At 60.8% G+C, this 25,391-nt stretch carries 20 protein-coding genes and 1 pseudogene; 9 read left to right on the forward strand and 12 right to left on the reverse strand.

All coding sequences use genetic code 11. The features are described 5' to 3' along the window. The 3 genes and pseudogenes from HX898_RS24115 to HX898_RS24125 form a co-directional block, all read right to left on the reverse strand. Positions 1-136: pseudogene (locus HX898_RS24115) on the reverse strand (electron transfer flavoprotein subunit beta/FixA family protein); the annotation flags it as partial. A 19-nt stretch (positions 137-155) separates the two neighbouring features. Beyond that, on the reverse strand, positions 156-761 hold the full coding sequence (locus HX898_RS24120) for a dimethylsulfoniopropionate lyase (protein WP_180195963.1): 606 nt from the start codon (positions 759-761) through the stop codon (positions 156-158). A 48-nt stretch (positions 762-809) separates the two neighbouring features. Then, a complete protein-coding gene (locus tag HX898_RS24125; protein WP_180195964.1) occupies positions 810-2,846 on the reverse strand; it encodes an NADH:flavin oxidoreductase in 2,037 nt (678 codons plus the stop codon). Between the two features lie 147 nt (positions 2,847-2,993). Here HX898_RS24125 and HX898_RS24130 point away from each other — a divergent pair, with 147 nt between their 5' ends. From HX898_RS24130 to HX898_RS24160, 7 genes are all read left to right on the forward strand, one after another. Next, the gene (locus HX898_RS24130) at positions 2,994-3,623 is read left to right on the forward strand and encodes a TetR/AcrR family transcriptional regulator (RefSeq protein ID WP_003562222.1); all 630 of its coding nucleotides are present in this window, start codon (positions 2,994-2,996) and stop codon (positions 3,621-3,623) included. Between the two features lie 10 nt (positions 3,624-3,633). After that, a complete protein-coding gene (locus HX898_RS24135) occupies positions 3,634-4,428 on the forward strand; it encodes a pyrroline-5-carboxylate reductase dimerization domain-containing protein (RefSeq protein ID WP_180195965.1) in 795 nt (264 codons plus the stop codon). Positions 4,429-4,495: 67 nt separating this feature from the next. Then, positions 4,496-5,497, forward strand: a complete 1,002-nt coding sequence (locus HX898_RS24140) for an ABC transporter substrate-binding protein (protein WP_164068472.1) — start codon at positions 4,496-4,498, stop codon at positions 5,495-5,497. 208 nt (positions 5,498-5,705) lie between these two features. After that, on the forward strand, positions 5,706-6,593 hold the full coding sequence (locus tag HX898_RS24145) for a proline/glycine betaine ABC transporter permease (RefSeq protein WP_138388626.1): 888 nt from the start codon (positions 5,706-5,708) through the stop codon (positions 6,591-6,593). Beyond that, positions 6,586-7,665, forward strand: coding sequence for a betaine/proline/choline family ABC transporter ATP-binding protein (locus tag HX898_RS24150; RefSeq protein WP_180195966.1), 1,080 nt, complete (start codon positions 6,586-6,588; stop codon positions 7,663-7,665). Before HX898_RS24145 ends, HX898_RS24150 begins: the two co-directional genes overlap by 8 nt. Positions 7,666-7,837: 172 nt before the next feature. Next, positions 7,838-8,842 (forward strand): Ldh family oxidoreductase, encoded by a 1,005-nt coding sequence (locus HX898_RS24155; RefSeq protein ID WP_180195967.1) that lies wholly within the window; start codon positions 7,838-7,840, stop codon positions 8,840-8,842. Positions 8,843-9,836: 994 nt separating this feature from the next. Beyond that, positions 9,837-10,838 carry a helix-turn-helix domain-containing protein gene (locus HX898_RS24160; protein ID WP_180195968.1) on the forward strand — a complete coding sequence of 334 codons (1,002 nt, stop codon included), beginning with the start codon at positions 9,837-9,839 and terminating at the stop codon, positions 10,836-10,838. 27 nt (positions 10,839-10,865) lie between these two features. Here HX898_RS24160 and HX898_RS24165 read toward each other — a convergent pair whose 3' ends face one another. The 7 genes from HX898_RS24165 to HX898_RS24195 form a co-directional block, all read right to left on the reverse strand. After that, entirely contained in the window at positions 10,866-11,150 is a 285-nt protein-coding gene (locus HX898_RS24165; protein WP_180195969.1) for a hypothetical protein, read from the reverse strand. Beyond that, positions 11,147-13,441, reverse strand: coding sequence for an FdhF/YdeP family oxidoreductase (locus tag HX898_RS24170; protein ID WP_180195970.1), 2,295 nt, complete (start codon positions 13,439-13,441; stop codon positions 11,147-11,149). The genes HX898_RS24165 and HX898_RS24170 overlap by 4 nt, the downstream gene beginning before the upstream one ends. Positions 13,442-13,522: 81 nt before the next feature. Further along, the gene (locus HX898_RS24175) at positions 13,523-15,451 is read right to left on the reverse strand and encodes a diguanylate cyclase (protein ID WP_180195971.1); all 1,929 of its coding nucleotides are present in this window, start codon (positions 15,449-15,451) and stop codon (positions 13,523-13,525) included. A 410-nt stretch (positions 15,452-15,861) separates the two neighbouring features. Further along, positions 15,862-17,301 carry a coniferyl aldehyde dehydrogenase gene (locus HX898_RS24180; RefSeq protein ID WP_180195972.1) on the reverse strand — a complete coding sequence of 480 codons (1,440 nt, stop codon included), beginning with the start codon at positions 17,299-17,301 and terminating at the stop codon, positions 15,862-15,864. A 21-nt stretch (positions 17,302-17,322) separates the two neighbouring features. Next, positions 17,323-18,429, reverse strand: coding sequence for an NAD(P)-dependent alcohol dehydrogenase (locus HX898_RS24185; RefSeq protein WP_180195973.1), 1,107 nt, complete (start codon positions 18,427-18,429; stop codon positions 17,323-17,325). Positions 18,430-18,485: 56 nt separating this feature from the next. Beyond that, the gene (locus HX898_RS24190; protein WP_180195974.1) at positions 18,486-19,310 is read right to left on the reverse strand and encodes a p-hydroxycinnamoyl CoA hydratase/lyase; all 825 of its coding nucleotides are present in this window, start codon (positions 19,308-19,310) and stop codon (positions 18,486-18,488) included. Positions 19,311-19,351: 41 nt separating this feature from the next. Continuing rightward, complete coding sequence (locus HX898_RS24195; RefSeq protein ID WP_180195975.1) at positions 19,352-20,938, reverse strand: AMP-binding protein; 1,587 nt, start codon at positions 20,936-20,938, stop codon at positions 19,352-19,354. 202 nt (positions 20,939-21,140) lie between these two features. Between HX898_RS24195 and HX898_RS24200 the strand changes: the two genes are divergently transcribed. Both HX898_RS24200 and HX898_RS24205 read left to right on the forward strand, forming a co-directional pair. Next, entirely contained in the window at positions 21,141-21,626 is a 486-nt protein-coding gene (locus tag HX898_RS24200) for a MarR family transcriptional regulator (RefSeq protein ID WP_180195976.1), read from the forward strand. A 123-nt stretch (positions 21,627-21,749) separates the two neighbouring features. Next, positions 21,750-23,156: an adenylate/guanylate cyclase domain-containing protein gene (locus HX898_RS24205; protein WP_180195977.1), complete on the forward strand. Its 1,407-nt coding sequence runs from the start codon at positions 21,750-21,752 to the stop codon at positions 23,154-23,156. Between the two features lie 256 nt (positions 23,157-23,412). Here the strand turns inward: HX898_RS24205 and HX898_RS24210 are convergent, their stop codons facing one another. Beyond that, positions 23,413-23,880: a hypothetical protein gene (locus tag HX898_RS24210; protein WP_180195978.1), complete on the reverse strand. Its 468-nt coding sequence runs from the start codon at positions 23,878-23,880 to the stop codon at positions 23,413-23,415. Between the two features lie 320 nt (positions 23,881-24,200). Next, entirely contained in the window at positions 24,201-25,325 is a 1,125-nt protein-coding gene (locus HX898_RS24215) for a hypothetical protein (RefSeq protein WP_180195979.1), read from the reverse strand. Positions 25,326-25,391 lie beyond the last annotated feature (66 nt).

Consider the following 25,391-nt stretch of genomic DNA (forward strand, 5'->3'; position numbering starts at 1 on the left):
CCTCTTCCACCGAGATCTCGTCGAACGGGTTCATCGACATCTTCACATTGGCAAGCTCGACACCCGTGCCATCCGGCTTCACCCGGATCTTCACGTTGTAGTCGACAACCCGTTTGACTGGCACGAGAATTTTCATGGGCAACCCCCCTTTATTTCTAAACTGCTGGCCGTTCGGCAAGTAATGCCCAGAAGGCGAAGAGCGGCGTGTCGAGCGACCTCATGGCATGCTTGATTTCGGGGACATTGTAGAAGGATCCGCCGATACCAGGCGAAAACCAGTTCCCTTCCCCCTGCTGGAACTCTCCCTCGGACAGTACGAGGTAGACCTCCTCTGGCGCATGAACGTGGTCGGGATAGCGCACCCGAGGCGCCATCAACGTCACGCCGATCCACAGATCGCTCCGCTCCTCCAATCCTCCCGGGCCGATAATCATCGCATTGGCATGCCCATCGACAAAATTGTCGCTGGCCGTGTGGTCATACTTGGTGCGCCGATGCCATTCAAGCATTGGCTCGATGCCTTTGAACCCCTCGATCAAACGCGTCAGCGAAGGATAGGACGTATCGAAGGAAAGCGCCACATCAAGCTGAGCACACACGGGCAACCGGCTTCCCGGCCCCGCACGCGCAGCCCCCGGGCGCTCCAGCGCTGCAAAAATCTGACGGACCGAGCGGCGGGCTTCCGGGGCCTTGGCGAACTGGTCGAAAGCCGCGAAAGTCGCATCCAGGAAGATCTGGAGGCTTTCCTTGCGTAAACTCATGTCATAACCTCCCGAGACGATCCGCCGGCAAGCGGCCCGCTCCTGCGATCAGATATCTTTCGCGATGCGCAACCCGTCATAGACGGCGGCATGCGTGTTGCGTGCGGCGACCGCATCCCCGATCCGGAACAGTTGGAACTTGCCGTCGGGATTGCGGATCACGGACTGGGGTTCTCCGGAAAGAAGCTGGTCGTGCGACATCTCGCCGAGATTGCTCGAGTTGGGCTTCAGCTCGAAATAGAGATCATCGAGCGGAATGGTCCCATGATTGACGACGATCTGGTCGAAGCTGTGCTGCCTGGCAATCCCGCCGTAATCGCTGCCGACATGGGCGACGAGCTGGTTGCCGCTCTTCTCGACGGCTTCCAGACGATAGGTGACGGTGAAGGTCACGTCATGTTTCTGCAGAGACCGCATATAGGGCACCAGGTTCATGGCCATGACCTCTGGCGCGAAGGACCGGTCCGGCGTCATGATCTCGACCTTGGCGCCTGCCTTAGCGAGAAACTCGGCTGCCTGAAGGCCGGCATGGTCGCCGGCATCGTCAAAGATCAGCACGTTGGTTCCAGGCTTCACGTCGCCGGAGATGATGTCCCATGACGAGACCACCAGCTCGTTGCCGCGGGCGAGAACCTCGGTATGCGGCAAGCCGCCGGTCGCGATGATGACGACATCGGGGTTCTCGGCCTCGATGGTATCGGCTTCCGCCCAAGTGTTGAAGTGGAAGGTGACGTCGTATTTCTCGCACTGGCTCATGCGCCAGTCGATGATGCTGATCATCTCCCTGCGGCGCTCGCTCTGGGCGGTGAGGCGGATCTGACCGCCGGGATTGCTCGCCGCTTCAAAAACCACGACCTGGTGACCGCGTTCTCCGGCGACGCGCGCCGCTTCCAGACCGGCTGGGCCGGCGCCGACGATGACGACCTTTTTCTTGGCCTCGGCCTTCGCCACGATATGCGGCATGGTCAGTTCGCGGCCGGTGGCGGCATTGTGGATACAGAAGGCCGCCCCGCCCTGGTAGATGCGATCGAGACAGTAATTGGCGCCGACGCAGGGACGAATATCGTCTTCCCGCTTTTCGATGATCTTACGGACGATGTGCGGATCGGTCATGTGGGCGCGGGTCATGCCGACCATGTCGACCTTGCCGGAGACGATCGCGTGGCGCGCGGTGGCGACGTCAGGGATTTTCGCCGCATGGAAGGTCGGGAAATTGGTTGCGGCGCGAATTTCGCCGGCGAAATCAAGATGCGGTGAATTCGCCATGCCCTGGATCGGGATCACGTCGGTCAGACCCGCATCGGTATCGATGTGGCCGCGGATCACGTTGAGGTAATCGATCAGGCCGCTTGCCTTCAGGCGCCTGGAGATTTCGATGCCATCGCCCTTGCCGGTGCCGCCGGGAAGACATTCGTCGGCGGTGTAGCGCACGCCCAGAATGAAGTCGTTCCCCACCCTTTGCCGGATCGCCTTGAACACATCGAGACAGAAGCGCAAACGGTTATCGAGCGAGCCGCCATAGGGACCGTCGAGTTCGTTGGTGAGCGGAGACGTGAACTGGTCGATCAGGTGGCCGTAGGCTTCCAGTTCGACACCATCCATGCCGCCCGCCTTCATGCGCTCGGCCGCGTCGGCGAAATCCTTTATGATGCGCTCGATGTCCCAATCTTCCATCTTTTTCGGAAAGGCGCGGTGGGACGCCTCGCGCTGATGCGATGGCGCCACGACCGGCAGCCAGTCGCCCTTGTCCCAGCGCGTGCGCCGGCCGAGATGGGTGAGCTGGATCATGATCGCCGCACCCTCTTCATGCACGGCGTCGGTCATTTCCCGGATCCAGGGCACGATCTCGTCCTTATAGGCGAGCAGGTTGTTGAAGACCGGCGGGCTGTCCCTGGAAACCGCGGCCGAGCCTGCCGTCATCGTCAAGGCCACGCCGCCCTTTGCCCGCTCCACCGTATAGGCGCGATACCTCTCCTTCGGCATGCCGTCTTCCGGATAGGCCGGCTCGTGGGAGGTCACGATGATACGGTTGCGTAGCGTCAAATGCTTGAGCTGATAGGGCTGAAGAAGGGGATCGTTCGACATGGGCCGTGGTTCCGGATTAAAAACGTCAGAGGAGACGCTAAGCACAATGTACATATGTGTCAATATTGAAAACATATGGGTCTCCGTTTTCGACACTCATGTACATTTTTCTTGTGCGCGGCTTGATAATTTGATAGGAGATAGCCCATGGATCAGGCTTTGAACGACACTGGCTGGCGCGGATCACAGGAGGGATGGCTGGAAGCAGCTTACCACTCGCTGCTCGATTCCGGCGTGGATTCGGTGAAAATTCTGCCGCTGGCGAAGAAGCTCAACCTCTCGCGCACGAGCTTCTACTGGTTCTTCAAGGACCGGGAGGAACTGCTGGCCGGGCTCGTGGCGCGGTGGCGCGACAAAAACACCGGCAACATCGTCAAGCAGTCCGAAGCCTATGCGGAATCGCTTGCCGAGGCGATGCTTAACGTCTTCGATTGCTGGCTCAACAATGATCTGTTCGACGCCAGGTTCGAGTTCGCCGTACGCAGCTGGGCACTGCAGTCCGACGAGATTCTCGCCGAGGTCCGGCAAGCCGACCAGCTTCGCCTGGAAGCCCTCAAGCGGATGTTTATCCGCTTCGGGCTACCAGAAGCGACATCAGATGTCCGAGCGCGAACAACTTACCTCGTGCAGATCGGATACATCTCCATGCAAGCCAGGGAGGAACTCGCCGTCCGCATGAAACGGATCCCCGAATATATCGCGATCTACACCGGCGAAGTGCCGCAGCAGAGGGAGCTCGATCGCTTCTTCTCGCGGCATGGCTACAGGCCGGGTTAGGGAGAGCCGGATGAGCGCTTCCCTGAGGATCGGTATCATTGGCGGCGGTGGCTGGCTTGGCGGAGCAATCGCCGGCTCGATCCTTGATGCCGGCCTGGTCGAACCTCGAAATCTCTCCCTTTCCTATCGCAGTGAGCAGCCGCGCCGTTTCCCGAATTCTTTCCTGACCACCGACAATCAGGCGCTTGCCGACCGCTCGGACGTGATCGTCCTTTCCGTCCGTCCTGATGACTGGCATGCTCTCGATGTCGATGCCGGCGGCAAGCTGGTCATCTCGGTCATGGCGGCCATCCGCCTGGACGCACTTTCCGAGCGCCACAACACCGGTCGCGTCATCCGCGCTTTGCCGAACGCCGCCGCCGAAGTGGCCAGGTCCTATACGCCATGGATTGGCGCGAGCGATGTCACCGAAGACGACCGGGCGCTCGTCCGTGCTATTTTCGAGGCATGCGGATCTGAGGACGAGGTCGCAAGGGAAAGCGACATTGATTATCTCACGGGTCTTTCCGGGTCCGGACCGGCTTTCCCCGCATTGCTCGCCGCCGCCATGATGCGCGACGCCATCGCAAATGGCCTGCCGGCGGAGATTGCGCGGCGCGCCGTCAACACGGTGATCACAGGCGCCGGCCGCCTGCTGGAGCGCCATGACGAATGTCCCGATGACGTCGTTCAAACCTTTGTCGGCTATCGCGGCACCACTGCGGCAGCCATCGAAGGCATGCGCGTTGCCGGGTTCGACGCTTCGGTTGCGGAGGGATTATCGGCGGCATTCAAGAAATCGGTGAGTATGGGAGACGCTTCCTGACAACCGTTGGAGTGGGTCCTGCGGCGCCCCGCTCAGCAAAACCGGCCGCTAAACAGAGGGAACGAGAATGAAAAAACTATTCGCATCGACATGTCTGACGTTCGGCCTGATCGGCGGGGCGTCTTTCGCCAGCGCCGCCGAATGCGGCACTGTCACCATCGCCAGCATGAACTGGCAGAGTGCAGAGGTTCTCTCCAACCTCGACAAGTTCATCCTGAACGAAGGTTATGGCTGTGAGGCCGAAATCACCGTCGGCGATACCGTCCCGACGATCACCTCGATGGCCGAAAAGGGCCAGCCGGACATCGCGCCCGAAGCCTGGATCGACCTGCTCCCCGACGTCGTCAAGAAGGGAACGGAAGAAGGCCGGATCGTTCAGGTCGGCTCTCCGCTGCCCGATGGCGGCGTCCAGGGCTGGTGGATTCCCAAATATCTGGCCGACGCCCATCCTGACATCAAGACCATCGGCGACGTGCTGAAGCATCCGGAACTCTTCCCCGCTCCTGAGGATGCGAAGAAGGGCGCCATCTATAACGGGCCGCAGGGCTGGGGCGGCACCGTGGTGACCACGCAGCTCTACAAGGCCTTCGAAGCCGACAAGGCCGGCTTCACCCTCGTCGATACCGGCTCGGCTGCCGGCCTCGATGGCTCGATCTCCAAGGCCTACGAACGCAAGGAAGGCTGGGCCGGCTACTACTGGGCGCCGACCGCGCTGCTCGGCAAGTATGAGATGGTCAAGCTGGAAGCCGGCGTTCCGAACGACGCCGCCGAATGGAAGCGCTGCAATACAGTCGCCGATTGCCCCGATCCGAAGCCGAATGCATGGCCGGTCGACAAGATCGTCACCCTCGTTGCAAAGCCTTTCTCGGAAAAGGTCGGCCCTGAAGTCATGGACTACCTGACGAAGCGCTCCTGGAGCAACGACACGGTCAACAAGCTCATGGCGTGGATGACCGACAACCAGGCGACCGGCGAGGACGGTGCCAAGCACTTCCTCAAAGAAAACAAGGACCTCTGGACCAAGTGGGTCTCGCCTGAGGCAGCCACGAAGATCGAAGCTGCTCTCTAGAACAGGATGATTTTAGGCCTGTTCGGCCTAAAATCTGAACCCTGTTCTAAGTTAAATAGTGAGAGCATGATGTCGTCCGAAAACCGCTCACACTTTTCGGCATCATGCTCTGACGCCGACTACTGCGGTGCGCTTAATGCGCACCGCCTCTCGCTGCCGATAAAATCAAAAAGACTGCCACGGCTCTTTGAAGAAAAAGGGGAACCGAATGGAATGGTTTTATAAATTCCCGCATATGGATGACGACGCCCTTCGCAATCTGAAGAAGGCGATCGATGACGGTTTTCGCACGTTTACCCGCACCTATGGCGACGCGATCGAAAGCCTCTTCTCGCCGCTGCAGCATTTCCTGATCGCCGCCGACCGCTTCATGACGCAGACGCCGTGGCCGATCATTACGGCAATCATCCTTGTTATCGCATGGTTTGCCAGCCGCAGCCTGAAGATCGTCCTCGGCTGTCTCGTCACACTGCTGTTGATCGGCTATTTCGACATGTGGGACGATACGATGCGGACGGTCTCGATGATCTTCGTCTGTACCGTACTCTCCATCGCCATCGGCATTCCGATGGGGATATTGATGGCGCGTTCCGACCGGCTGCAGCGCGTTATCAATCCGATCCTCGACGTCATGCAGACGATGCCGAGCTTCGTCTATCTGATCCCTGTCGTCATGCTGCTCGGCATCGGCAAGGTGCCGGGACTGATTGCCGTCGTCATCTACGCCATCCCGCCGATGATAAGGCTGACCGACCTCGGCATCCGCCTGGTCGACAAGGACGTGCTCGAGGCAGCCGATGCGTTCGGAACGTCGAGTTCGCAGAAGCTGTTCAAGGTCCAGCTGCCGCTGGCGCTTCCCACCATCATGGCCGGCATCAACCAGACCATCATGATGGCGCTCGCCATGGTCGTCGTCGCTTCGATGATCGGCGTGCAGGGTCTTGGCCAGCCGGTTCTGAAGGCGATCGCCAACCAGTACTTCACGCTGGGTATTTTCAACGGCCTTGCCATCGTCGGCATTGCCATCATCTTCGACCGGGTCAGCCAGGCGTATGGCAAACGGCTCCAGAAGCATCGGGAGATCGTCCATGGCTGATCAACGTTTCGGCGGCATCAAGATCCGCCATCTCTACAAGATCTTCGGTCCCAATCCCGGCGCTCATGTCGATGCTGTCCAAAAGGGATTATCGAAGACCGATCTCAACGAAAAGCACGGCCACGTGCTCGGCCTGAAAGATATCAATGTCGAGATACCCTCGGGCCGCATCCAGGTCATCATGGGCCTTTCGGGTTCGGGCAAATCGACGCTCATCCGCCACATCAACCGTCTGATCGATCCAACATCAGGCGAAGTGCTTGTCGACGGCGTCGATGTGGTGAAAATGAACGAGACCGAATTGCGGACGTTTCGCCGGCACCAGACGGCAATGGTGTTTCAGAAGTTCGCGCTTCTGCCGCACCGGAATGTTCTCGACAATACCATCTTCGGCCGCGAAGTGCAGGGCATGGAGCGCTCGAAAGCCGTCGATGTCGCCATGGGCTGGCTGGAGCGGGTCGGCCTGAAGGGCTTCGAGAGCAAATATCCCAACCAGCTATCGGGCGGCATGCAGCAGCGCGTCGGTCTGGCGCGAGCCCTCTCCAACGATGCGCCGGTTCTGCTGATGGACGAGGCCTATTCGGCGCTCGATCCATTGATCCGCACGGATATGCAGACGGTCCTTCTCGACATTCAGAAGGAGATCAAGAAGACCATCGTCTTCATCACCCACGATCTCGACGAAGCCCTTCGGCTGGGCGACCAGATTGCGATCCTGCGCGATGGCGAAGTCATCCAGCAGGGCACCAGCCAGGACATCGTTCTGCGTCCGGCCGACGCCTACATCGCCAACTTCGTCAAGGAGGTCAATCGAGGCAGGGTCATCCAGGTCGATGCCATCATGACATCCTTGCATTCCGGTGCGGTGCCAGGCGGATTGACGATCGCATCAGGCACGACCGTCGAAGACGCCGTCCGGATCCTGGCATCGGCGGCGCACGACGATGCCAGAGTGGTTTTACCATCCGGGGAAGCCTTGGGGCTTGTCACCTTCCGCCAGCTCGCGGGCGCGATGGTGAACTCGCAGGAGGTGGCTCCCCGACGCGACAGCGCGCTCTCGGTCGCACTTTGAAGCTCCCAATGCGGCCGTCTTTCCGTTTCGTTGGCGACGCCGATATCAGGCACGTCGCCATCTCTGGAACTGGGAAGTCGGCCGCCTGACGCCTGGGGATCCCGATGTCAAAACTCTTCCCGCGTCTGTTTTCGCTGATCGGCCTGGGCAGACGCGCGGCATTGGAGCTGTGATGGCCGGGCAGAAAATGAGAATGCCGATCGACGAGCTCCGCCACCTGGCGCTCGAAGCCTGCCTCGCCTGCGGCGGCAGCCCGGCCATGGCGAAGGCTCTCGTCGATGCAACGCTGTCGGCCGCCTGCTTCGGGCGCACTGAACTCGGTTTTCCGCATTTCGTCGATTATCTCACCAGCCTGCGCGACGGGCGGATCAACGGAGACGCCAAGCCCCGCTTCGACCATGTGCTGCCGGCCCTGATCCAGGCCGATGCGGACGGCGGCATAGCGCAGCTCGGGTTTGACCTCATTTACGACGACTTCGTAAAGCGTGTGAAAACCTTCGGCATTTCCGTCCTCACGCAAAGAAACAGCTATACCGCCGGGGAATTGGGATATTACGTCCGGCGCCTGGCTCAAGACGGGTTGATATCCATCGCCGCCGCCAACGGACCGGCCTTGATGGCCGCCGCCGAGGGCGGGGAGCCCGTCTACTGCACCAATCCGCTCGCTTTCGGCGTGCCTCTGCCGGAACCCTTGCCGCCCCTCGTCATCGACCAGGCGACGAGTGCCACGGCATTCATATCCCTTGCCGAGGCGGCAAAGGCGCAGTCGCCGATCGCTCAGGGCATGGCCATCGACGAGACCGGCGCAATCACCACCGATCCGGTCAAGGCGATGCTTGGCGCTCTCCTGCCCTTCGGCGGCTACAAGGGCGGCAATATCGCCCTTATCGTCGAGATGCTCGCCGCGGGTCTTTCCGGTGCGGCGTGGTCGCTTGATGCCGGCCACTTTCTTTCGGGCGAACACCCGGTGAATGCGGGAATGACCGTGATCGCGCTATTCCCCGCGGCCGTGGATGCAGGTTTCCCGGCGCGCGCCAAGGCCCAATTGGAACGGCTGCGCTCCAAGGGAGTCCGTATCCCCGGAGACAGAGCGATGCCCGCGAGCGCCGTGGAAACCGGTAGTCTTGACGTCGACATAGGCGTGTTGGAAACGATCCGTCGCTTGTGCCCTCAGTGAGAAAATCATTGCTCAGCCCAAAGCCGAATGCATCGCGCCCGGCGGCATCATGCGAAGTTCCCATCGTTGGTGCGAATTGAGAAATTGAAGATCTCTATCCACTTTCCGCAGCTCGTTGCGCAAGACAGGCGGCTTTCAAGCAAGTGCTTACCTATACATTTTGCGCAAGGTCAGTCCAGACTGCGTCACGAAAAGCCGGTTGGCCGACAATATCGGGACGTGACAATTGCTCCATAGCTGAGGAACAGTAAGATCAATCTCGACCAAGGCCATGATGGTTTACGGTCCCAAAGCCAAGCCCGTCCATCCATCACCCCCCGGATGGAAGGGATCATACATACGCACTCCATCCCGTGCGTATGCCTGCGTACCTGTCTGCCTGCCGAAGGTCCTCTTTAAGCGGTCCACTAAGACCCTTCGGCAGGCGACTGCGCGGCTCGCGAATTGGGGCGCGCTCTACAAGCTTCAGATGACGCGCATCTCGGCAAGATCGCCGCGGTTGAACCTGTGGCGTGGCGGATACAGCTGTAAAATCGCTCCTTCAGCGTAATCGTTTTATCAGCGGGTTGTCGTCATCGCCGGCAGCGTGACGTCTTGCCAATGGCCGCGGGTTCTGTCAGTTCCTGATCTGGATGGGAACTAATGCATTCAACGGGTTGGTCTTTTTGACATTTACCATGCCCGAATTCGGCCTGCATCAGCTGGCGCAAGCCGCTGATCTCGATGCCGGTATCACGCGGAGATCCACCTGCTCCGCTACAAGCTGCTGCACTCTATCCAACAATCGTCTAATATACGTCCAAGGCCGCTCATCCATGCCGTCTACAGGCTCTGATGAAGCGCCGCGGCGCAGGACGACCATCCATGACGACTGGCAAGGCTGGCAGAGGTACGCGCACCAATCCGACACTCTCGCCGGCCGCGCGTCGCGCTGGCACCTGCGAGCGGCGGAGAAGAGCATGTCGAAACAGCCAGATCGAACAATGGGAGCAGGATGACGGAAAATAGCACTGCGCCATTCTCATTTCGATTTAGCGGTTCGTCCTTCGATAATATGGTCGAAACGCTGGGGGGCGCTTTTGGCGCATTTGATGCAGAGCCTGTCGGCCGCGCCCAGGACTTCCATTGGGGATTGGATTTCTCGGTATGTGACAAAGCCGTCCTGCTCACGGGTTATCATGAGGCGGAGTTTCAGTTCAATATCGAGCCGACCGTCGATACGGCGGAGTATCTGTCGATCGTCGTGCCGCGCAGCGGCGGCATGGGGGTAACCTATGGATCGTCCCGCATCGCCGAGGCCGGGCAAGGAAAATTGCTTCTCTATAACAATTTCGAACCCAACAGCGTCATCATGCATGGGCAATCGAACGTCATCGACGAGTTGCTGATCAACTGGCCTGTCATCCTGCAGACGATCGGCCAGACTTTCGAGATGCCGTTCAGCGGGTCCCTCGATCTGCTGCCGGAACTGGATCTGTCCAAGCCGGAAGGCCGGTTGATCGGCAATCTCACGGAAACGATCATCTCAGGCATGCGCGACGATGGCCCCTTGCTGCAGTCGCCGATCGCCATGGCGCATATGACACAGGCGCTGGCCGATCTGGTCGTGCGCCTGGTGCCGCACCGGCTGTCGCATTTCCTTGAGAATCGCCCCGCCCTGATCGCTCCCCGGCATGTCCGCAGGGCGATCGAATTCATGCACGCCAATATCGATCAGCCGATTACCATGCCGAAAGTGGCCGAAGCCGCAGGCGTATCCAGCCGGGCGCTCGAAACCGGTTTTCGTGCGTTCAGGGGGACCTCCCCCGCCGCCTATCTGCTGACGCTTCGGCTGCGTGCCGCGCGCCAGGAATTGCTCGATCCCGAGAGCAAGGAGACCATGAAGGCCGTCTGCCTCAAATGGGGCTTCTTTCATTTCGGCCGGTTTTCGGCAGTCTATAAAACCACCTACGGAGAATACCCCTCCGACACCAGAAAGCGCGTGATGCGACGATAGCGGCCATGGCTTGCGGCGCAGGGGTGTTTACGCCTCGTCCCGCGGCGGCAACGTGTAATGCACTCTCATTGTCCTTAGATCCCGCTTCACGATCCGCAGCATCCCTTCGCGTTCCGCCAGGACGTTGAGTTCCCTGAGCACGAGAGAATGCGCAACCCCCAGCAGGCGCGCAAAGGCGCGGCTGTCACGCGCAATCCCCAGATCCGCGGCGACCAGGAGACCGGCCTGGATGGATGTCAGCTTGTTATCCCTGCCTTGCGCCGCAGCGACGAGAGCGAGAAAGCGATCGACGTCGGAGGCCTCTTCGCTCACGCGGCTTTTCGCTGGCGGAAGGACACCATGATGGATTTCGAGGTGGGCGTATCGCTTTCCGTACCTGCGCTGCCAAGCGGCACGAGCACGTTCAGTTCGGGATAGTAGCCCGCGATGCTTCCTCGCGGAATGTCATAGGGCACAAAGCGGAAATTCTCAGCGATGCGCTCGATACCGTCATCATGCTCGCCGACCACGTCGACCCGGTCACCGGCCTTGGCATTCATCGCCGTCAGGTCGGCCGGATGAATGAAGATGACCTGCCGCTCCCCGTAAACGCCGCGGTATCGGTCATCGAGACCGTAGACCGTCGTGTTGTATTGATCGTGCGATCGGAACGTCTGCAGGGCGAAGCGCCCCTCGCCCTTTCGCGCCCGCTGATGCACCGTCTCCTCCGGAAGCGCCTCCGAAGAGAAGGATGCCTTGCCTGCCGGCGTATCCCACTCCCGATGGGCCGCCGTGTTGCACAGGTGGAAACCGCGCGGCTTGCGCAGGCGCGCATTGTAGTTTTCGAAACCTGGAATGGTCGCCTCGATATGATCGCGGATACGGTCGTGGTCGTCGGCAAGCTCTGCCCAGTCGACCACGGCGGAGCCGACCGTCGCCTGTGCGATGCCGGCAATGATGCCGACTTCCGAGAGGAGATGCGGCGAAGCCGGGCGGTTGATGCCGGCGGAACCATGCACCATGCTCATCGAATCCTCGACGCTTATGAGCTGTGAGTTGCCCGCCGCATTCAGATCCATCTCGGTGCGCCCGAGGCACGGCAGGATGAAGGCCGTCTCGCCGGGCATGAGATGCGAATGATTGGGTTTGGTGGCGATGTGCACGGTCAGCTTCAGCCGCCGCAGCGCCTTTTCAACGAGTGCGCTGTCGGGCGTGGCGCGGGCGAAATTGCCGCCAAGCCCGATGAAGGCCTCCGCCGAACCATCGAGCATCGCGCCGATCGCGGCAAGGACATTGTGGCCATGTTCGCGGGGAACGGTGAATCGGAAATGCTTCTCCAGCGCATCGAGAAAATCGTCCGATGGCTTTTCGTTGATGCCGACCGTGCGGTCGCCCTGCACGTTGGAATGGCCGCGAACCGGGCACAGGCCGGCACCCGGCCGGCCGATATTGCCGCGCAGGAACATGAAGTTGGCGATCTCGCGGATCGTCGCCACGGAATGCAGATGCTGGGTCACGCCCATCGCCCAGGTGCAGATCACCCGCTCGGCGTTGACATAGACATCGGCCGCCCGTTCGATCTCCTGCCGGCTCAGTCCCGACTGGTCCTCAATGTCAGCCCAGCTGGTCACCTCGACCGCTGCCCGGTATTCTGCAAAACCCGCGCAGTGTTCGGCGAGAAATGCATGGTCGAGAACGGAGGGCAGGCCGGCGGCGACGGCGGCGTCTTCCGCAGCCAGGACGGCCTTTGCCATCCCGCGCACCGCGGCCATGTCGCCGCCGAGCTGTGGCTGCAGATAAAAGCTGGCGATATCGGTCGAACCGCCGCGCAGCATCTCGACCTTGTCCTGCGGATCGGAGAAGCGCTCCAGGCCGCGTTCGCGGATGGGATTGAAGACAACGACGCGCGCGCCGCGGATCGCCGCCCGGCGCAAGTCGCCGAGCATCCTCGGATGGTTGGTGCCCGGGTTCTGCCCGATCACGAAGATCGCATCGGCCTTTTCGAAATCCTCCAGCAGCACGGTACCCTTGCCCACACCGACAGCCTGACGCATGGCGATGCCGCTCGCCTCGTGGCACATGTTGGAGCAGTCGGGAAAATTGTTGGTGCCATAGACGCGCACGAACAGCTGGTACAGGAAGGCGGCCTCGTTGCTCGCCCGGCCCGACGTGTAGAATTCCGCCCGGTTGGGATTATCGAGGCCTGTCAGAATGCTGCCGATCTCGGCAAAGGCATCCTCCCATGCGACCGGCAGGTAACGGTCGCTCGCCGCATCGTAGCGCATCGGATGGGTCAGACGGCCGTTGAGTTCCAGTTCATAGTCCGTCAGCTGGCGAAGCTGCGACACCGTCCTTTCCGCGAAGAAGGCGGGCGTGGCCCGTTTCTCCGTCGCCTCCCAGGCGACTGCCTTCACGCCGTTCTCGCAGAACTCGAATGACGATCCGTGCTCCGGATCGCCCCAGGCGCAGCCCGGGCAATCGAATCCATCCGGCTGGTTCGCCTTCAGCATCGTCCGCGCCCCTGAAATCGGCATGCCGCTTTGAAGCAAACGCTTCCCGCAGCTCTTCAAAGCGCCCCAGCCGCCGGCTGCCGCCGATTTCTTACCAATGAATTTTGTGTCCATGCGCCCTGTATTGTCGAAGCGGGGAAAACATCAAGGGCGCACGCGCGATGGCTCGATAGGAAAAACCTATCAAGGATTCGTCTAACCGACGTCCTTGATGGCGTGCCGCTCCTCGGGCGAATGTGCCAGGATGCGATTGCGGCCTTGCGTCTTGGCGTCGTAGAGCGCGGCATCGGCCTCGCTCAGGAGGCGGTTCGGGTTGATCCTCAAGGTGGCTCCCGTCGCACAGGATATGCCGATGCTGGCGGTCACCCGGCCGAATTCGCTGCCGGTATGAACGATATTCTCCTGGCTTAGGAGACGCGCGAATTGCTCGGCAACGATCATCGCCCCTTTCGCACTGGTTGCAGGCAGCAGAACCACGAATTCCTCTCCGCCGTAGCGTGCGACGATGTCTGCCGGGCGGCTTACGGACTGGCGCAGGCACCTGCTGACGACACGCAGGCATTGGTCTCCGACGGGATGACCATAGGTGTCGTTATAGGCCTTGAAGCGGTCGATATCGACCATCAGAAGGCTGAACGGCGTGTTTTTCCTGGCGCTGCCTGCGGTCTCACGGGCGAAAGCCTCGTCGAAGGCCCGGCGGTTGACCATGCCGGTAAGTCCATCGGTCTCGGCGAGCGACTTCAGTTGCTCGGCCGACAGCCGGAGGGCGATTTCCGCCTGCTTGGTCGCCGTGATGTCCGAGACGACGGCCATCGCTGTGCCGTCTTCCGCTAACCTTGTCCGGATGCTGCGCCAGTCGCCGTTGTGAAGCTGAACCTCTTCGTCCTTGTTGCTGTGCAACGTAGCACTGACGGCCTTGATCCACTCTTCGCGGTCAGCGTCCGGGATACCGGTGCGCTCGCCGGTTTCGGCAACACGGCGAAGGATGTCGCTGATATGGGCGCCAACCACGCGGGCGTCTCCGGATAGCGGAAAGGCGGCGCGATACTGGTCGTTGCAAAAAACGAGAAAACCCTTGCTGTCGTACATGGCGATGCCATCGGACATGCCGGCCATCGCATGTGACAGCAGGTTCTTGCTCTTGCGCAATTCCCGCTCCAGGGCAGTCCGCTCCGTCACGTCACGCGTGACGCCGGCCAGGCCGATCACCCGTCCCTGCCTATCCTTCAGCGGCACCTTGGAGGCGAGCAGGTATCTGTCTTCGATACGCTCGACGGAGTCGATCAGGGGCACACCGGTGTCCATGACCTGCTGTTCGAGATAATAAAATTCTTCGGCGCGCGGCCGCGAGATAAGATTGAAATCCGACAATCCGGTCATCTCCGCCGTGGTTCTGAAACGAAAAAGGCGGATCATATTTTCATTGACGGTGATGAACCGGCTGTTTCGGTCCTTCACGTAGAGATAATCGGGCGACTGCGAAAATGCGGTTACCAGGATGCTTCGCTCCAGCTCCCATTGTTGCGTCTTCAACAGAACGAAACCACACAGCACCGTCGCCAGGCAGTTCAATACCGTCATCGGCAGACCGATGATGGCCAATACGCGGGCGTGCACCAGGGTGGGAAGCACCGCCATCAAGACAATAAGTGCGCCGCCGAGCGCGAGGCTCAGCAGCGCAACGTCCAAGAGCTCGGGAGATCTCTTCCGGATCCAGACGTTGGCAGCCAGGCCGATACCGGTCGCGACAGCAATTGCGATCAGACCGTCGATCATTGCGGCGCCGCCGACCCAGAAGCGGAAGACCATCGCCAGCGACGCCGCAAAGGCGGCCGCGATCGGTCCGCCAAACATGCCCGCCAAAGCAAGCGGCGAAAAGCGGATGTCGATATAAATGCCGGGATTGACTTCGACGGCCAGCAATATGGACCCGATGGAGGCGCCGCCGGCTATGATTCCGAAGGCGATTTTTTCTTGTATGACCGAGCGACGCTGAAATTGGATCGAGAAATGCGCCCAGAGCGAAATCGCCAGGCACACGAATGACAGGTTGCCACCGAATTGCGTCCAGATGCCATTCACTGCGTTGGATCCACCTTCCAATACATGTACCGAACCAATCATAGGGCAACACTGGTTTGAGCTTCGTTAAATCAAAGACCTATCAAGCCATATTCCTTCGCAGACGCGTCTCCCGGCCGGTCGGCAGCAATGCGACGACAGGAAAGCAGCCGTCCGCCCCGACGATCAGGTATGGGCACCCAGGCCCGCTGCCAGATTTGGCAACATCAATAGAAAAGTCATGCTTCAGCACCGCAGGAGACATCATGTCCGCAACGCCCTGCGGTTCAACGGCTAGCAGCCGAAGCATAAGGCATGTTTAACAACAGCATCCTCTGCGTCTGGACATGGAGCCTGATGACACAATCTAGCGTTATCCGGATAAGACTGCGCAATCGGGCCATTCGTTGCGAGCAGCCATCCCGTGCCGTCAGCAGCCGCGGCTGCCGACGGCATCGCCCGCCACTTCTCTTCTACTTGCAGATCGCCGCCGCCAAAAAGCCGCGCATCGCCTCGCCATAGGGCGGCCGCATCATGTATTCCGCTTCCACCATCCTGCTCTGGTGATATACGGCGCGCGGATGCGAGAAGGCGAGGAAGCCGAACTTGCCGTGATAGGCTCCCATGCCCGAATGGCCGACGCCGCCGAAGGGCAGTCCTTCCGCCGTGACGTGGCTCATACAGTCGTTGACCGTCACCCCGCCAGAGGTCGTATTGTCGAGGACGCGGGCCTCCTCCTGCTGATCCTGGCTGAAGTAATAGAGAGCGAGCGGGCGCGGCCTGGCATTGATACGATCGATGACGTCGGCGATATCGCGATAGGGAAGGACCGGCAGCACGGGTCCGAAGATTTCCTCCTGCAGCACGCGCATTTCTTCCGTGGGATCGAGGATCAGGGTCGGAGGCATGCGGTGCGCCGATTGCTGGGAGAAATTCTCTGCCGCCGGGTTGATCTCGACGACACGGGCGCCCTTGGCCCTGGCATCGTCGATCAGGCCCTGGATTCGGGCGAGATGGCGGGCATTGACGATCGAAGTGTAATCAGGATTTTCCTTCAGCGCCGGATACATCGCGCCGACCGCCGCGACCGCGTGCCCGGCAAAGGCCTCGACGCTTTCCTCGAGCACATAGACATGATCAGGCGCAAGGCAGATCTGGCCGGCATTCAGCGTCTTGACGGTCATGATGCGCCGCGCCGCGTCGGCGAGGTCGGCCGAGCGGCCGACGACGACGGGCGACTTGCCGCCGAGTTCAAGCGTCAGCGGCGTCAGGTTTTCCGCCGCCGCGCGCATGACATGATGGGCGACCGCGGTCCCGCCGGTGAAGATCAGATGGTCGAAGGCAAGCGATGTAAAGGCCGTGCCCGTCGCCGGTCCGCCCTGGACCACGGCGATTTCCGTTTCGTCGAAGGCGCCGGCGATGAGTTCCGCCATCAAGGCGGCCGAGGCCGGCGTCACCTCCGACGGCTTGATCATGGCGCGATTGCCGGCGGCGAGAATGCCGGCAAGCGGCGCAAGGGCGAGCTGATAGGGGAAATTCCACGGGCTGAGGATTCCGACAACCCCCTTCGGCTGATAGACCACCTCGGCCACCGCGTCCGGGAACAATGCCTCGTGCTGCTCGGGCCTCAGCCATTCGGCAAGATGGGCCTTGGCGTATTTGAGCGAACCGACGCAGGTAAAGACGTCGAGAAGCAGGCTCGCATCGACGCTGCGGCTGCCGAAATCGTCCGACAGGGCAGAGGCAATCGCATCCTTATGGTCGACAAGAAGGGCGATGACGCGGTCGATGCGATCGGTGCGGGTCACAATGCTCGGCGGCCCGTCCTTCAGGAAAGACGCCCTTTGCCGGTCAAGCAGCGCCTTCATCGTTTCGGGATTGGTATCGGTGACGATTGGGGTGACGGTGTTCATTGTTTCCTCCCTTGAACGGTGTCAGACGGCCGGCTGGCGCACGACCGGTTTCAGCACGATGCCCTTTTCCGAATCCTCCACCGCCTGGTTGATGTCGGCGAAATCGTAGAAGGTGATCAGCCTGTCGAAGGGGAAGCGGCCCTGCCGATGCAGGTCGATCAACAACGGGATCAGCACGTCGGGATTGGAATCACCCTCGACGATGCCGCGGACCCGGCGCCCGCCCGACAGGATATGGGTGAGGTCGAGCGTCAGCGTCGCGCCGTGGGGCGAGGCCCCGACGATGCCGCAAGTGCCGCGCGGCGCCAGCACCCGCACGCACTGGTCGATGACGGCGGGCACGCCGGAGGCATCGATCGAATAATCGACGCCGGCGCCGGTCAGCGCCATGATCGCGGCAACCGCGTCGCTCGTCTTGCCGTTGACGATGTCGGTCGCGCCGAGTTCCGCTGCAAGCGCCAGCCGCGTCTCGTTGACGTCGACGGCGATGATCCGTGAAGCACCGACGATCCGCGCCGCCATCACGGCGGCAAGACCGACGGAGCCCATGCCGAAAACCGCGAGCACTTTCCCCGGTTCGACCTTGAGCGCGTTCATGACTGCGCCGGCGCCGGTCTGGATGCCGCAGGCGAGCGGCCCGAGCAGCGCCAGATCGGCATCATCAGGCACTTTCACGATATTGCGTTCATGGCACAGCGCGTGGCTGGCGAAGGAGGATTGCCCGAAAATATTGCCGTGAACCCGCTCTCCCTCGCAGGAGAGCCCGCTCGAACCATCGGCGCGCGCACCGAAGAAGTTGCGCGGGAAGAATTCGTGGCAATAGGTCTCCTCGTGATCGTTGCAGCTCGGGCAATGACCGCAGGAATTGAAGGTCATGACCACGTGATCGCCGGGCTTGACCTTGGCAACGCCCGGCCCGACACGCTCGACGACGCCGGCGCCTTCATGGCCGAGCACGACCGGCTGCGGCACCGGCAGGTGCTGGTCACGCATGACGATATCGGTGTGGCAAACCCCTGTCGCCACGACGCGAACCAGGATTTCACCCTCGCGCGGCTCCTCCAGATCGAGCCTTTCCAGCGAAAACGGCGTATGGGGCGCACGCGCCACCGCAGCATGGATCTTCATTGCTTTCCTCCTCCCGATAATCGGCTCGTGAAACGCCCGGCGAGCCGGGCCTGTCCTCAGCGGCCGCGCTTATAGGCGCCGAGCCCCGGCTGATAGGTCTTGTCGTCGAGGAACTGTTTCAGCCCCTCGTCGCGCCCCTTGGTCTTGTCGAGAAGCAGCATCTGCTCCAGCTTGGCGTAGATGTAATCGTCGGCGAGATCCCATGGCAGGTTGCGCACCCGCTTGTAGGTGTCCTTGGCGGCCTTCAGCGTCACCGGGTTCTTTTCGAGCAGGCTGGCGCAGATCTTGCGGACCCGGCTTTCAAGCTCTGCCAGCGGCACCGCCTCGTTGACGAGACCCATTTCCGCGGCCTTGCGCCCGCCGAACAGTTCGCCGGTCATGATGTAATAGAGAGCGTCGCGATGGCGCATCACTTCGGCGACCGCGCGGGTGACGTTGCCGCCTGGCAGAATGCCCCAGTTGATCTCGGAGAGGCCGAAATTCGCCTCCTCGGCGGCGATGGCGAGATCGCAGGACACCAGCGGCGTGAAGGCGCCGCCGAAGCACCAGCCGTTGACCATGGCGATCGTCGGCTTTTCGAAATACATCAGCCGGCCCCACCAGTTGCCGGACTGGCGCCGCGCCTTCAGCGTGATGTCACGCGGCTTGTCGTCATTGTCGCGGAAATATTCCTTCAGATCCATGCCGGCCGACCAGGATTCGCCGGCGCCACGCAGGACGAGGACGCCGCAGCGCTCGTCGCCCTCGAGCTCGTCGAGCACTTCGAGCATCCTGATATTCAGGGCCGGGTTCATCGCATTGCGCTTTTCCGGACGATTGAGGGTCACGAAGGCGATGCCGCTGTCGAATTCGACCAGAATCGGCGATTTGTCTTCAGTCATGAGGTTACTCCATGGGTTTCGGCGTGATGCCGGGGGCCGCTTCACAGGGCCTGTCGTTGAAGGGTTTCGTCGGAATGGAACTGGCGCAGGACATGTTTCTGCACCTTGCCGGAGGCGGTGCGGGGAATGGTCTCGACGAAGAGGATACGCGCCGGGCGCTTGAAGGCGGCGAGCCTTGCCGCGCAATGGCCGGCGATCTCGTCGCCCGTTGCCACGGCACCCGGCCGCAGCACGACATAGGCGACGCCGCATTCGCCCCATCTGATGTCGGGAATGCCGACGACCGCGGCATCGAGAATATCGGGATGGCTTGCGAGCGCTGCTTCGATCTCGGCGGGATAAACATTCTCGCCGCCGCTGATGTACATGTCCTTCAGCCGGTCGACGATGCGATAGAAGCCGTTCGCTTCGCGGCGGCCGAGATCGCCGGTGCGGTACCAGCCGTCGGTGAAGGCGGCAGCGGTTTCCTGAGGCTTGTTCCAGTAGCCCGGCGTCACCGCCGGCCCGCGCAGCCAGAGTTCGCCGATCTCGCCTTCATCAACCTCGCGGCCGTCCTCGCCGACGATGCGAATGTCGAGCAGCGGCGCCGGAAGACCGACGCTGCCGGGATTGTCCTGCACGGCGCGCCGGTCGATCGGTATATGCAGCACCGTTCCGGCCTCGCTCATGCCGTAACCGTTGACCAGTGCAACGCAGTCGTCGAGATAGCTTTCGATCAGCGCCTGCGTCAGCGGTGCACCGCCGACGAAGAGCGCATGCAGGCCAACCAGGGCCGCAGCGCTATAGGCAGGGTCGTTGCGTAAGGCGAGCGCGATCTGCGGCACGGCGAAATAGTGAGTGATGGCACGCTGCCGGTCGGCAAGAGCTGCGAGCGTCCGCGCCGGCGTGAAGCGGTCGGAGATGACAAGCGTGCCGCCCAGCATCAACGTGGTTCGTGCGACGGCGATCAGACCGATCGTGTGGAAGAACGGCAGGTCGCACAGGGCGATGGATCCCGGCCCGATCTCGCCGACGACGGAAAAATTGATGGCCGCGAAAAAGGCGTTGCGGCGGGTGATGACGACGCCCTTCGGCTGTCCCGTCGTGCCCGAGGTGTAGAGAAGGACGCAGGGTCCATCGGCATCGGCGGGCACCGGAGCGACCGGAAGGCTCGCCTCGATCCGCGCGGCGAGCCCGGCTGGACCTTCGGCCGTCGATATCACCGTCATCTCAGGATCGGCGCCCGCTACGCTGGCCACGGTTGCCGCGAACTCCTCGTCGTGAACGAGCAGAGCCGGCGCGCAATCGGCGAGAATCGGCCGAAGCTCGGCGGCGTTGAGGCGCCAGTTGAGCGGTACGTAGATGGCGCCGGCACGCTGGCAGGCAAAGGCAAGAACGATCGAATCCACGGAATTGCGCGCCAGCATGGCGACACGCGCCCCGTCGCGGCGCGCTCCGAGTTCATCGCTCAGGAAGCCGGTGCAGCGGGCGATCCGCGCATCGAGCTCGGCATAAGTAAGCTGCCGGCCGGTGGCGATCTCGAACAGAGCCGGACGGTCCGGTGCGACGCGGCCACGGTAAAGGATCGGATCATCCGTCACCAGTCCGCAATCCGCCGACGAAGCCATCCCGGAAAAGGAATGCGCCATTTTCTCCTCCCATGCCCGCTGCTCCCCGCGGCAGGCATCAAATTTGTATGCAACACATACTAATATCTTTTCCCGGCAGGATGCAAGAGGCTGTTTAAAGCAAATCCGATCGCTCGAATGGCGCGCGGAAATCCGCAATACGTATATTGACTAACCTGCTGATTTTGATGGTTATGGCGCCTGGACGAGGCGAGAACGAACGATGGCCACAAAATCACCGCAGGACGATTTCGAGGGCGAAGATGCGCCCGCGACGCCGGGCCTCGACGTCGGCCGGCTTGGCGACCTGCTGGGGTTTCATCTGCGCATGGCGCATGTCGCGATCTATCGCGACTTCGCCGAAACCATGGAGGAACTGGCGCTGACGCAGAAGCAGCTGGCGGTGATGGAACTCGTCGCCGGCAATCCGGGCGCATCGCAGATCGACCTTGCCAATACGCTCGGCACCGACCGGGCGACGATGATGGCCCTCGTCAACCGGCTGGCAGCCCGCGACCTGATCGAGCGCCGCCCCTCCCCGGCCGACCGCCGCCGCCAGGAACTTCATCTGACGAAGGCGGGACACGCAATGCTCGCGCGGGCGCGTGCGCTGATCGATAGGCACGAGCAGCGTTTCATCGACCTGTTTTCGCGCGACGAACTGGATGCGCTGCTGACGGCGCTGAAGCGGATATACAAGGGGAACTGAAACCCGCCTTCGATTGGGAAGCAAGCAGCATCCAAGCCTTTAGATTTCTATTGGGTAACCCCCGTGTTATGATCCCCATCCTGGCGTCGTCCGCCGTGGGTTCTGCACACGGAGACTTGTCTGATGAGCGAAGTGGACGTACTTTTTGCCTCCCTGCGACAGGCGGCTGACCCGCCGACGGTCGAGTGCATCGAAAACGTCGTCATGCATGGCTCGGATCGCGAGCTCAATCGCATCAATGCGCTCGCTTTCGCCGGCAAGCACCATCTCGATGAAGAGAAAACCATCGCCGCGTTTCTCCATGCAGCCCGCATAGGCGCGTTCGAGATGACCTGGAATGTCCTTTGCCCAGGATGCGGCGGCGTCCTTGATAGCGGCGCAACCCTCAAAACCGTCGTCCACGAGACGTACCATTGCGCGCTCTGCGCGGCCGGATACGAGCCGACCCTCGACGAGATGGTCGAGGTCACGTTTACGGTCAGCCCGCGCGTGCGCAGGATTGCCGCCCACGACCCAGATCGGTTGCCGCCGCTCGAGTACTACCGGCAGATCTTCTTCAGCTCCGGCGTCGACCTGCCTGACGATCTCGAAGCGAGGTTTTCGCGCATCCAGCTGGAGATGATCGAGTTGGCTCCGGGCGAGAAGGCCTTCGTCTCCCTGCAACTGCCGGCGCAGTTCGTCATCATCTTCGATCCGGTGACACACTCGGCGCAGTTCATCGACGTGCAGGGCGAGCCCACCGACGAACGTCAAACCCTCTCGATGATCATCAGTCGGACGCATGCGCTGAACGAAACGCTGACCCTGCGCCCGGGCTCACTGCGGCTCACGCTTGAGAACCACACCGATCGCAGGGTGGTGCCGAATGTCTGCATCGCAGGAGACGAGCTGCACGACCTCTTGGGCCGCAGACGGCCTTTTCTGACAGCCAAGCGGCTGCTGACGAACCAGAGCTTTCGGGACATCTATCGGACCGACACGCTCGACGTCGACCAGCGCCTCAAGATCACCAGCCTGACTTTCCTCTTCACCGATTTGAGGGGATCGACCGCGCTTTACGAGCGCGTCGGAGATCTTGCCGCTTTCGATCTGGTGCGGGCGCATTTCCGGGTTCTTCACGAGATCGTCGCCACCGAGGCCGGAGCAGTCGTCAAGACGATAGGCGATGCCGTGATGGCCACCTTCCCGAGCCCGGACCGCGCCGTGGCGGCGGCACTCAAGATGCGGGAGGCCATGCTTCGGTTAAATGCCGAACACGGCAGCGACGATCTTCTCCTGAAGATCGGCATCCATGAGGGGCCGTGCCTCGCCGTCAACCTGAACGACCGGCAGGACTACTTCGGCCAAACCGTCAACATCGCCTCCCGCGTCCAGGGCCTTGCCGATCCCAATGTGATCATGACGACGGAGGCGATCGTCGAAGATGCCCAAGTTTCAGAGATCCTGCGCGACAGCGGCATCACATCGGCCTCCCGGATGGCGGAGCTTCAGGGCATCGGGCGCGAGGTGAGGATTTTTGCGCTGTCGTGAGATTGGTCTTCTCGTCGACGTCAAGCCAACTTGAGCGGTTTCCGCTAAGGCCCTTTGTGGACTTTCATTGGGCAATCATTCTTTGGCAGCTTCGCGCCTTCATTTCGGTCGTTGAGACCGCGTTGATCCTTACCTGGCTACGGTTCAGTGTCGGCCGTCAGAGTGGCGATGAATGGATGGGAAGGGGACTGTCTGCTTGCGGGAGAAGTTCGCCTGAAAGCGGACGTTTGTTGCTCAAGCCGCGGGAGCTTCCGGGCTAATGTGTGTTAAAGTCGTTGTACGGCGTCGCCAGCGCGATGCAGACATAGGCTTCCAATAGTGCCTGACGAATCTGGTCGGTTTCTTCGACAAAGCGGAAGTCCATGGCGCGGATGCGCGTCTTGGCTGCCGTAAAGGCGTCGGCATACTCGGGCAAGAGTATCTTGTCTGCCCGCCCCTCGCCTTTGCGATAGGTGGCTGTGTGGTTGACTGCTTCGGCCATCAGCTTCCAGGCGAAGGACGCCTGATTTTGCTTTGCCGACAAGCCGCAATGAAGCGCGTAGCGGTAGGCAATTCGGTTTGAGCGGCCGACGTAAAGGTGTCGTTCCCCCTCACTGAACAGGTAGATGCCGCTTTTCGCTGTCGTCTTGCGATTCGGTGGCGTACTCCTCAGCGGCTTCATGGCCATCAGGCGCTCGAAAGACGGATGTAGGCTTTGAACGACTGTGGCGAACTTCGGGTGCATGGTAACTCCGGCACAAAGCCCAGCATGTGCTGTGTATTAGCTATCATGTCATCCTGCGTGCCATATCTGGCTCCGAATGTCAGCATGCCGTTGTGCACGCATTCACAGAAGCTGCCGCATCTTTCGGGATTTCGTTATTTACCTCCGAATGACCGACACGAGGTCGGCTCCTGCCACGTCAACGATTCATCATGCAAAGGCTCTACTTGGTGGAGAGCGGTCGTTTCCTCTGTCCTTGCTGGGCTTCAGCTTCGTGGAAGCGCCGTTCGGAAAAGACTGCGGGTGAAATCGCACGTACCTCAAAAATCGACCGCATGAAATCAACATTCGTCACGTCTAAGTTGGAGCGCCATCTGTTCTAACAGATCCCGTGTCCACACGTTGAAAAGGCCACAAATTGAGAGAATTAGAAAGCGTGCCACCTGCTGGACATTGTACACCTCGTAAGGCCCCAGACGCTGTGTGTCTTTTCCAAAGGCATGTGCCGTCATGAAATTCCGCAAGTAACTGCAGGCGTGAATTGCGTCGGGAAGAGGGAATTCGATGTCTCGGACTATTTGCCCATCGCTATAGTCTGAAAATCGATCGCGTGCCGGCTGGATTGTAAGTTCGGTCTCATCTCCTCCCCTCACTACCCAATCGACGGTTCTCTCCGGATCGATGCCAACCTTTTCGAGCCGAGACTTGATGTCCTTCAAGACTGTCGGGTTCCACGTGTATTTGTCGTCCAACCATCGCGGCTTCTCCCGGCTGGAATTCACTTGCAGTTTCATCTCCTCGATAGCGGAGAAGGCAAGGTTTATGGCAATGGAACTACGGACATGATCCGAGAACTCGCCGGAATGTTTCTCAAAGATCTGCCCATACCGCGGGTGCGCCGACCAGGGCGTAATGGCTTCTGTTTCGTAGCTTTTTGAGAGTTTGTGGATCGCATAGACAATCCGGCTATCTGACCAAGCGTTGACCGCCATCGCAACGGCCACCGGCCTCTCCATCTTGAACGAAAAAACCTCAAAGAGCCCGTTAGTCTGGAAGATGTTTTTGAAGATGCTTGCCTGCTCGGACGCATCGTCCGGTATCTCGAAGCCCGAAGGGTTTCCGTATTTCTGATCCGGGAACCCTTCAACGACAACATTGGCGGCGCGGATGAGTCGGATGATGTTGTTAGCCTCGGTCCTTTCAGCCTCCACCACCAACAACTGCCCGTGAGTTTCGCCTTCCCCGAGAGAACCGAAATCCGCCAACGCCCTAGGTTGCGCAACTTCAGAATGCCCACTTTTATGAAACTTATAGCGTTTTGAAGGATCAGGAATGAAGCGAACGTTCCAACCGGTGCCCCGACAAAGGGACATCACCAACTTAGTTTGACTTGGTTCGAATACGAGAAAGCTACAGAACGACGGCACACACCAGCTCCAAGTTTCGATCCACTCGATGGTCAGCATAATGGTTGTTCAGCGAGGTCAGCAAGATCGCGCGGCGATACGGCACGCCAGTCTGAAACACCGGTA

The sequence above is a fragment of the Rhizobium sp. WYCCWR 11128 genome, assembly GCF_013416305.1.
Taxonomy (GTDB): domain Bacteria; phylum Pseudomonadota; class Alphaproteobacteria; order Rhizobiales; family Rhizobiaceae; genus Rhizobium; species Rhizobium indicum.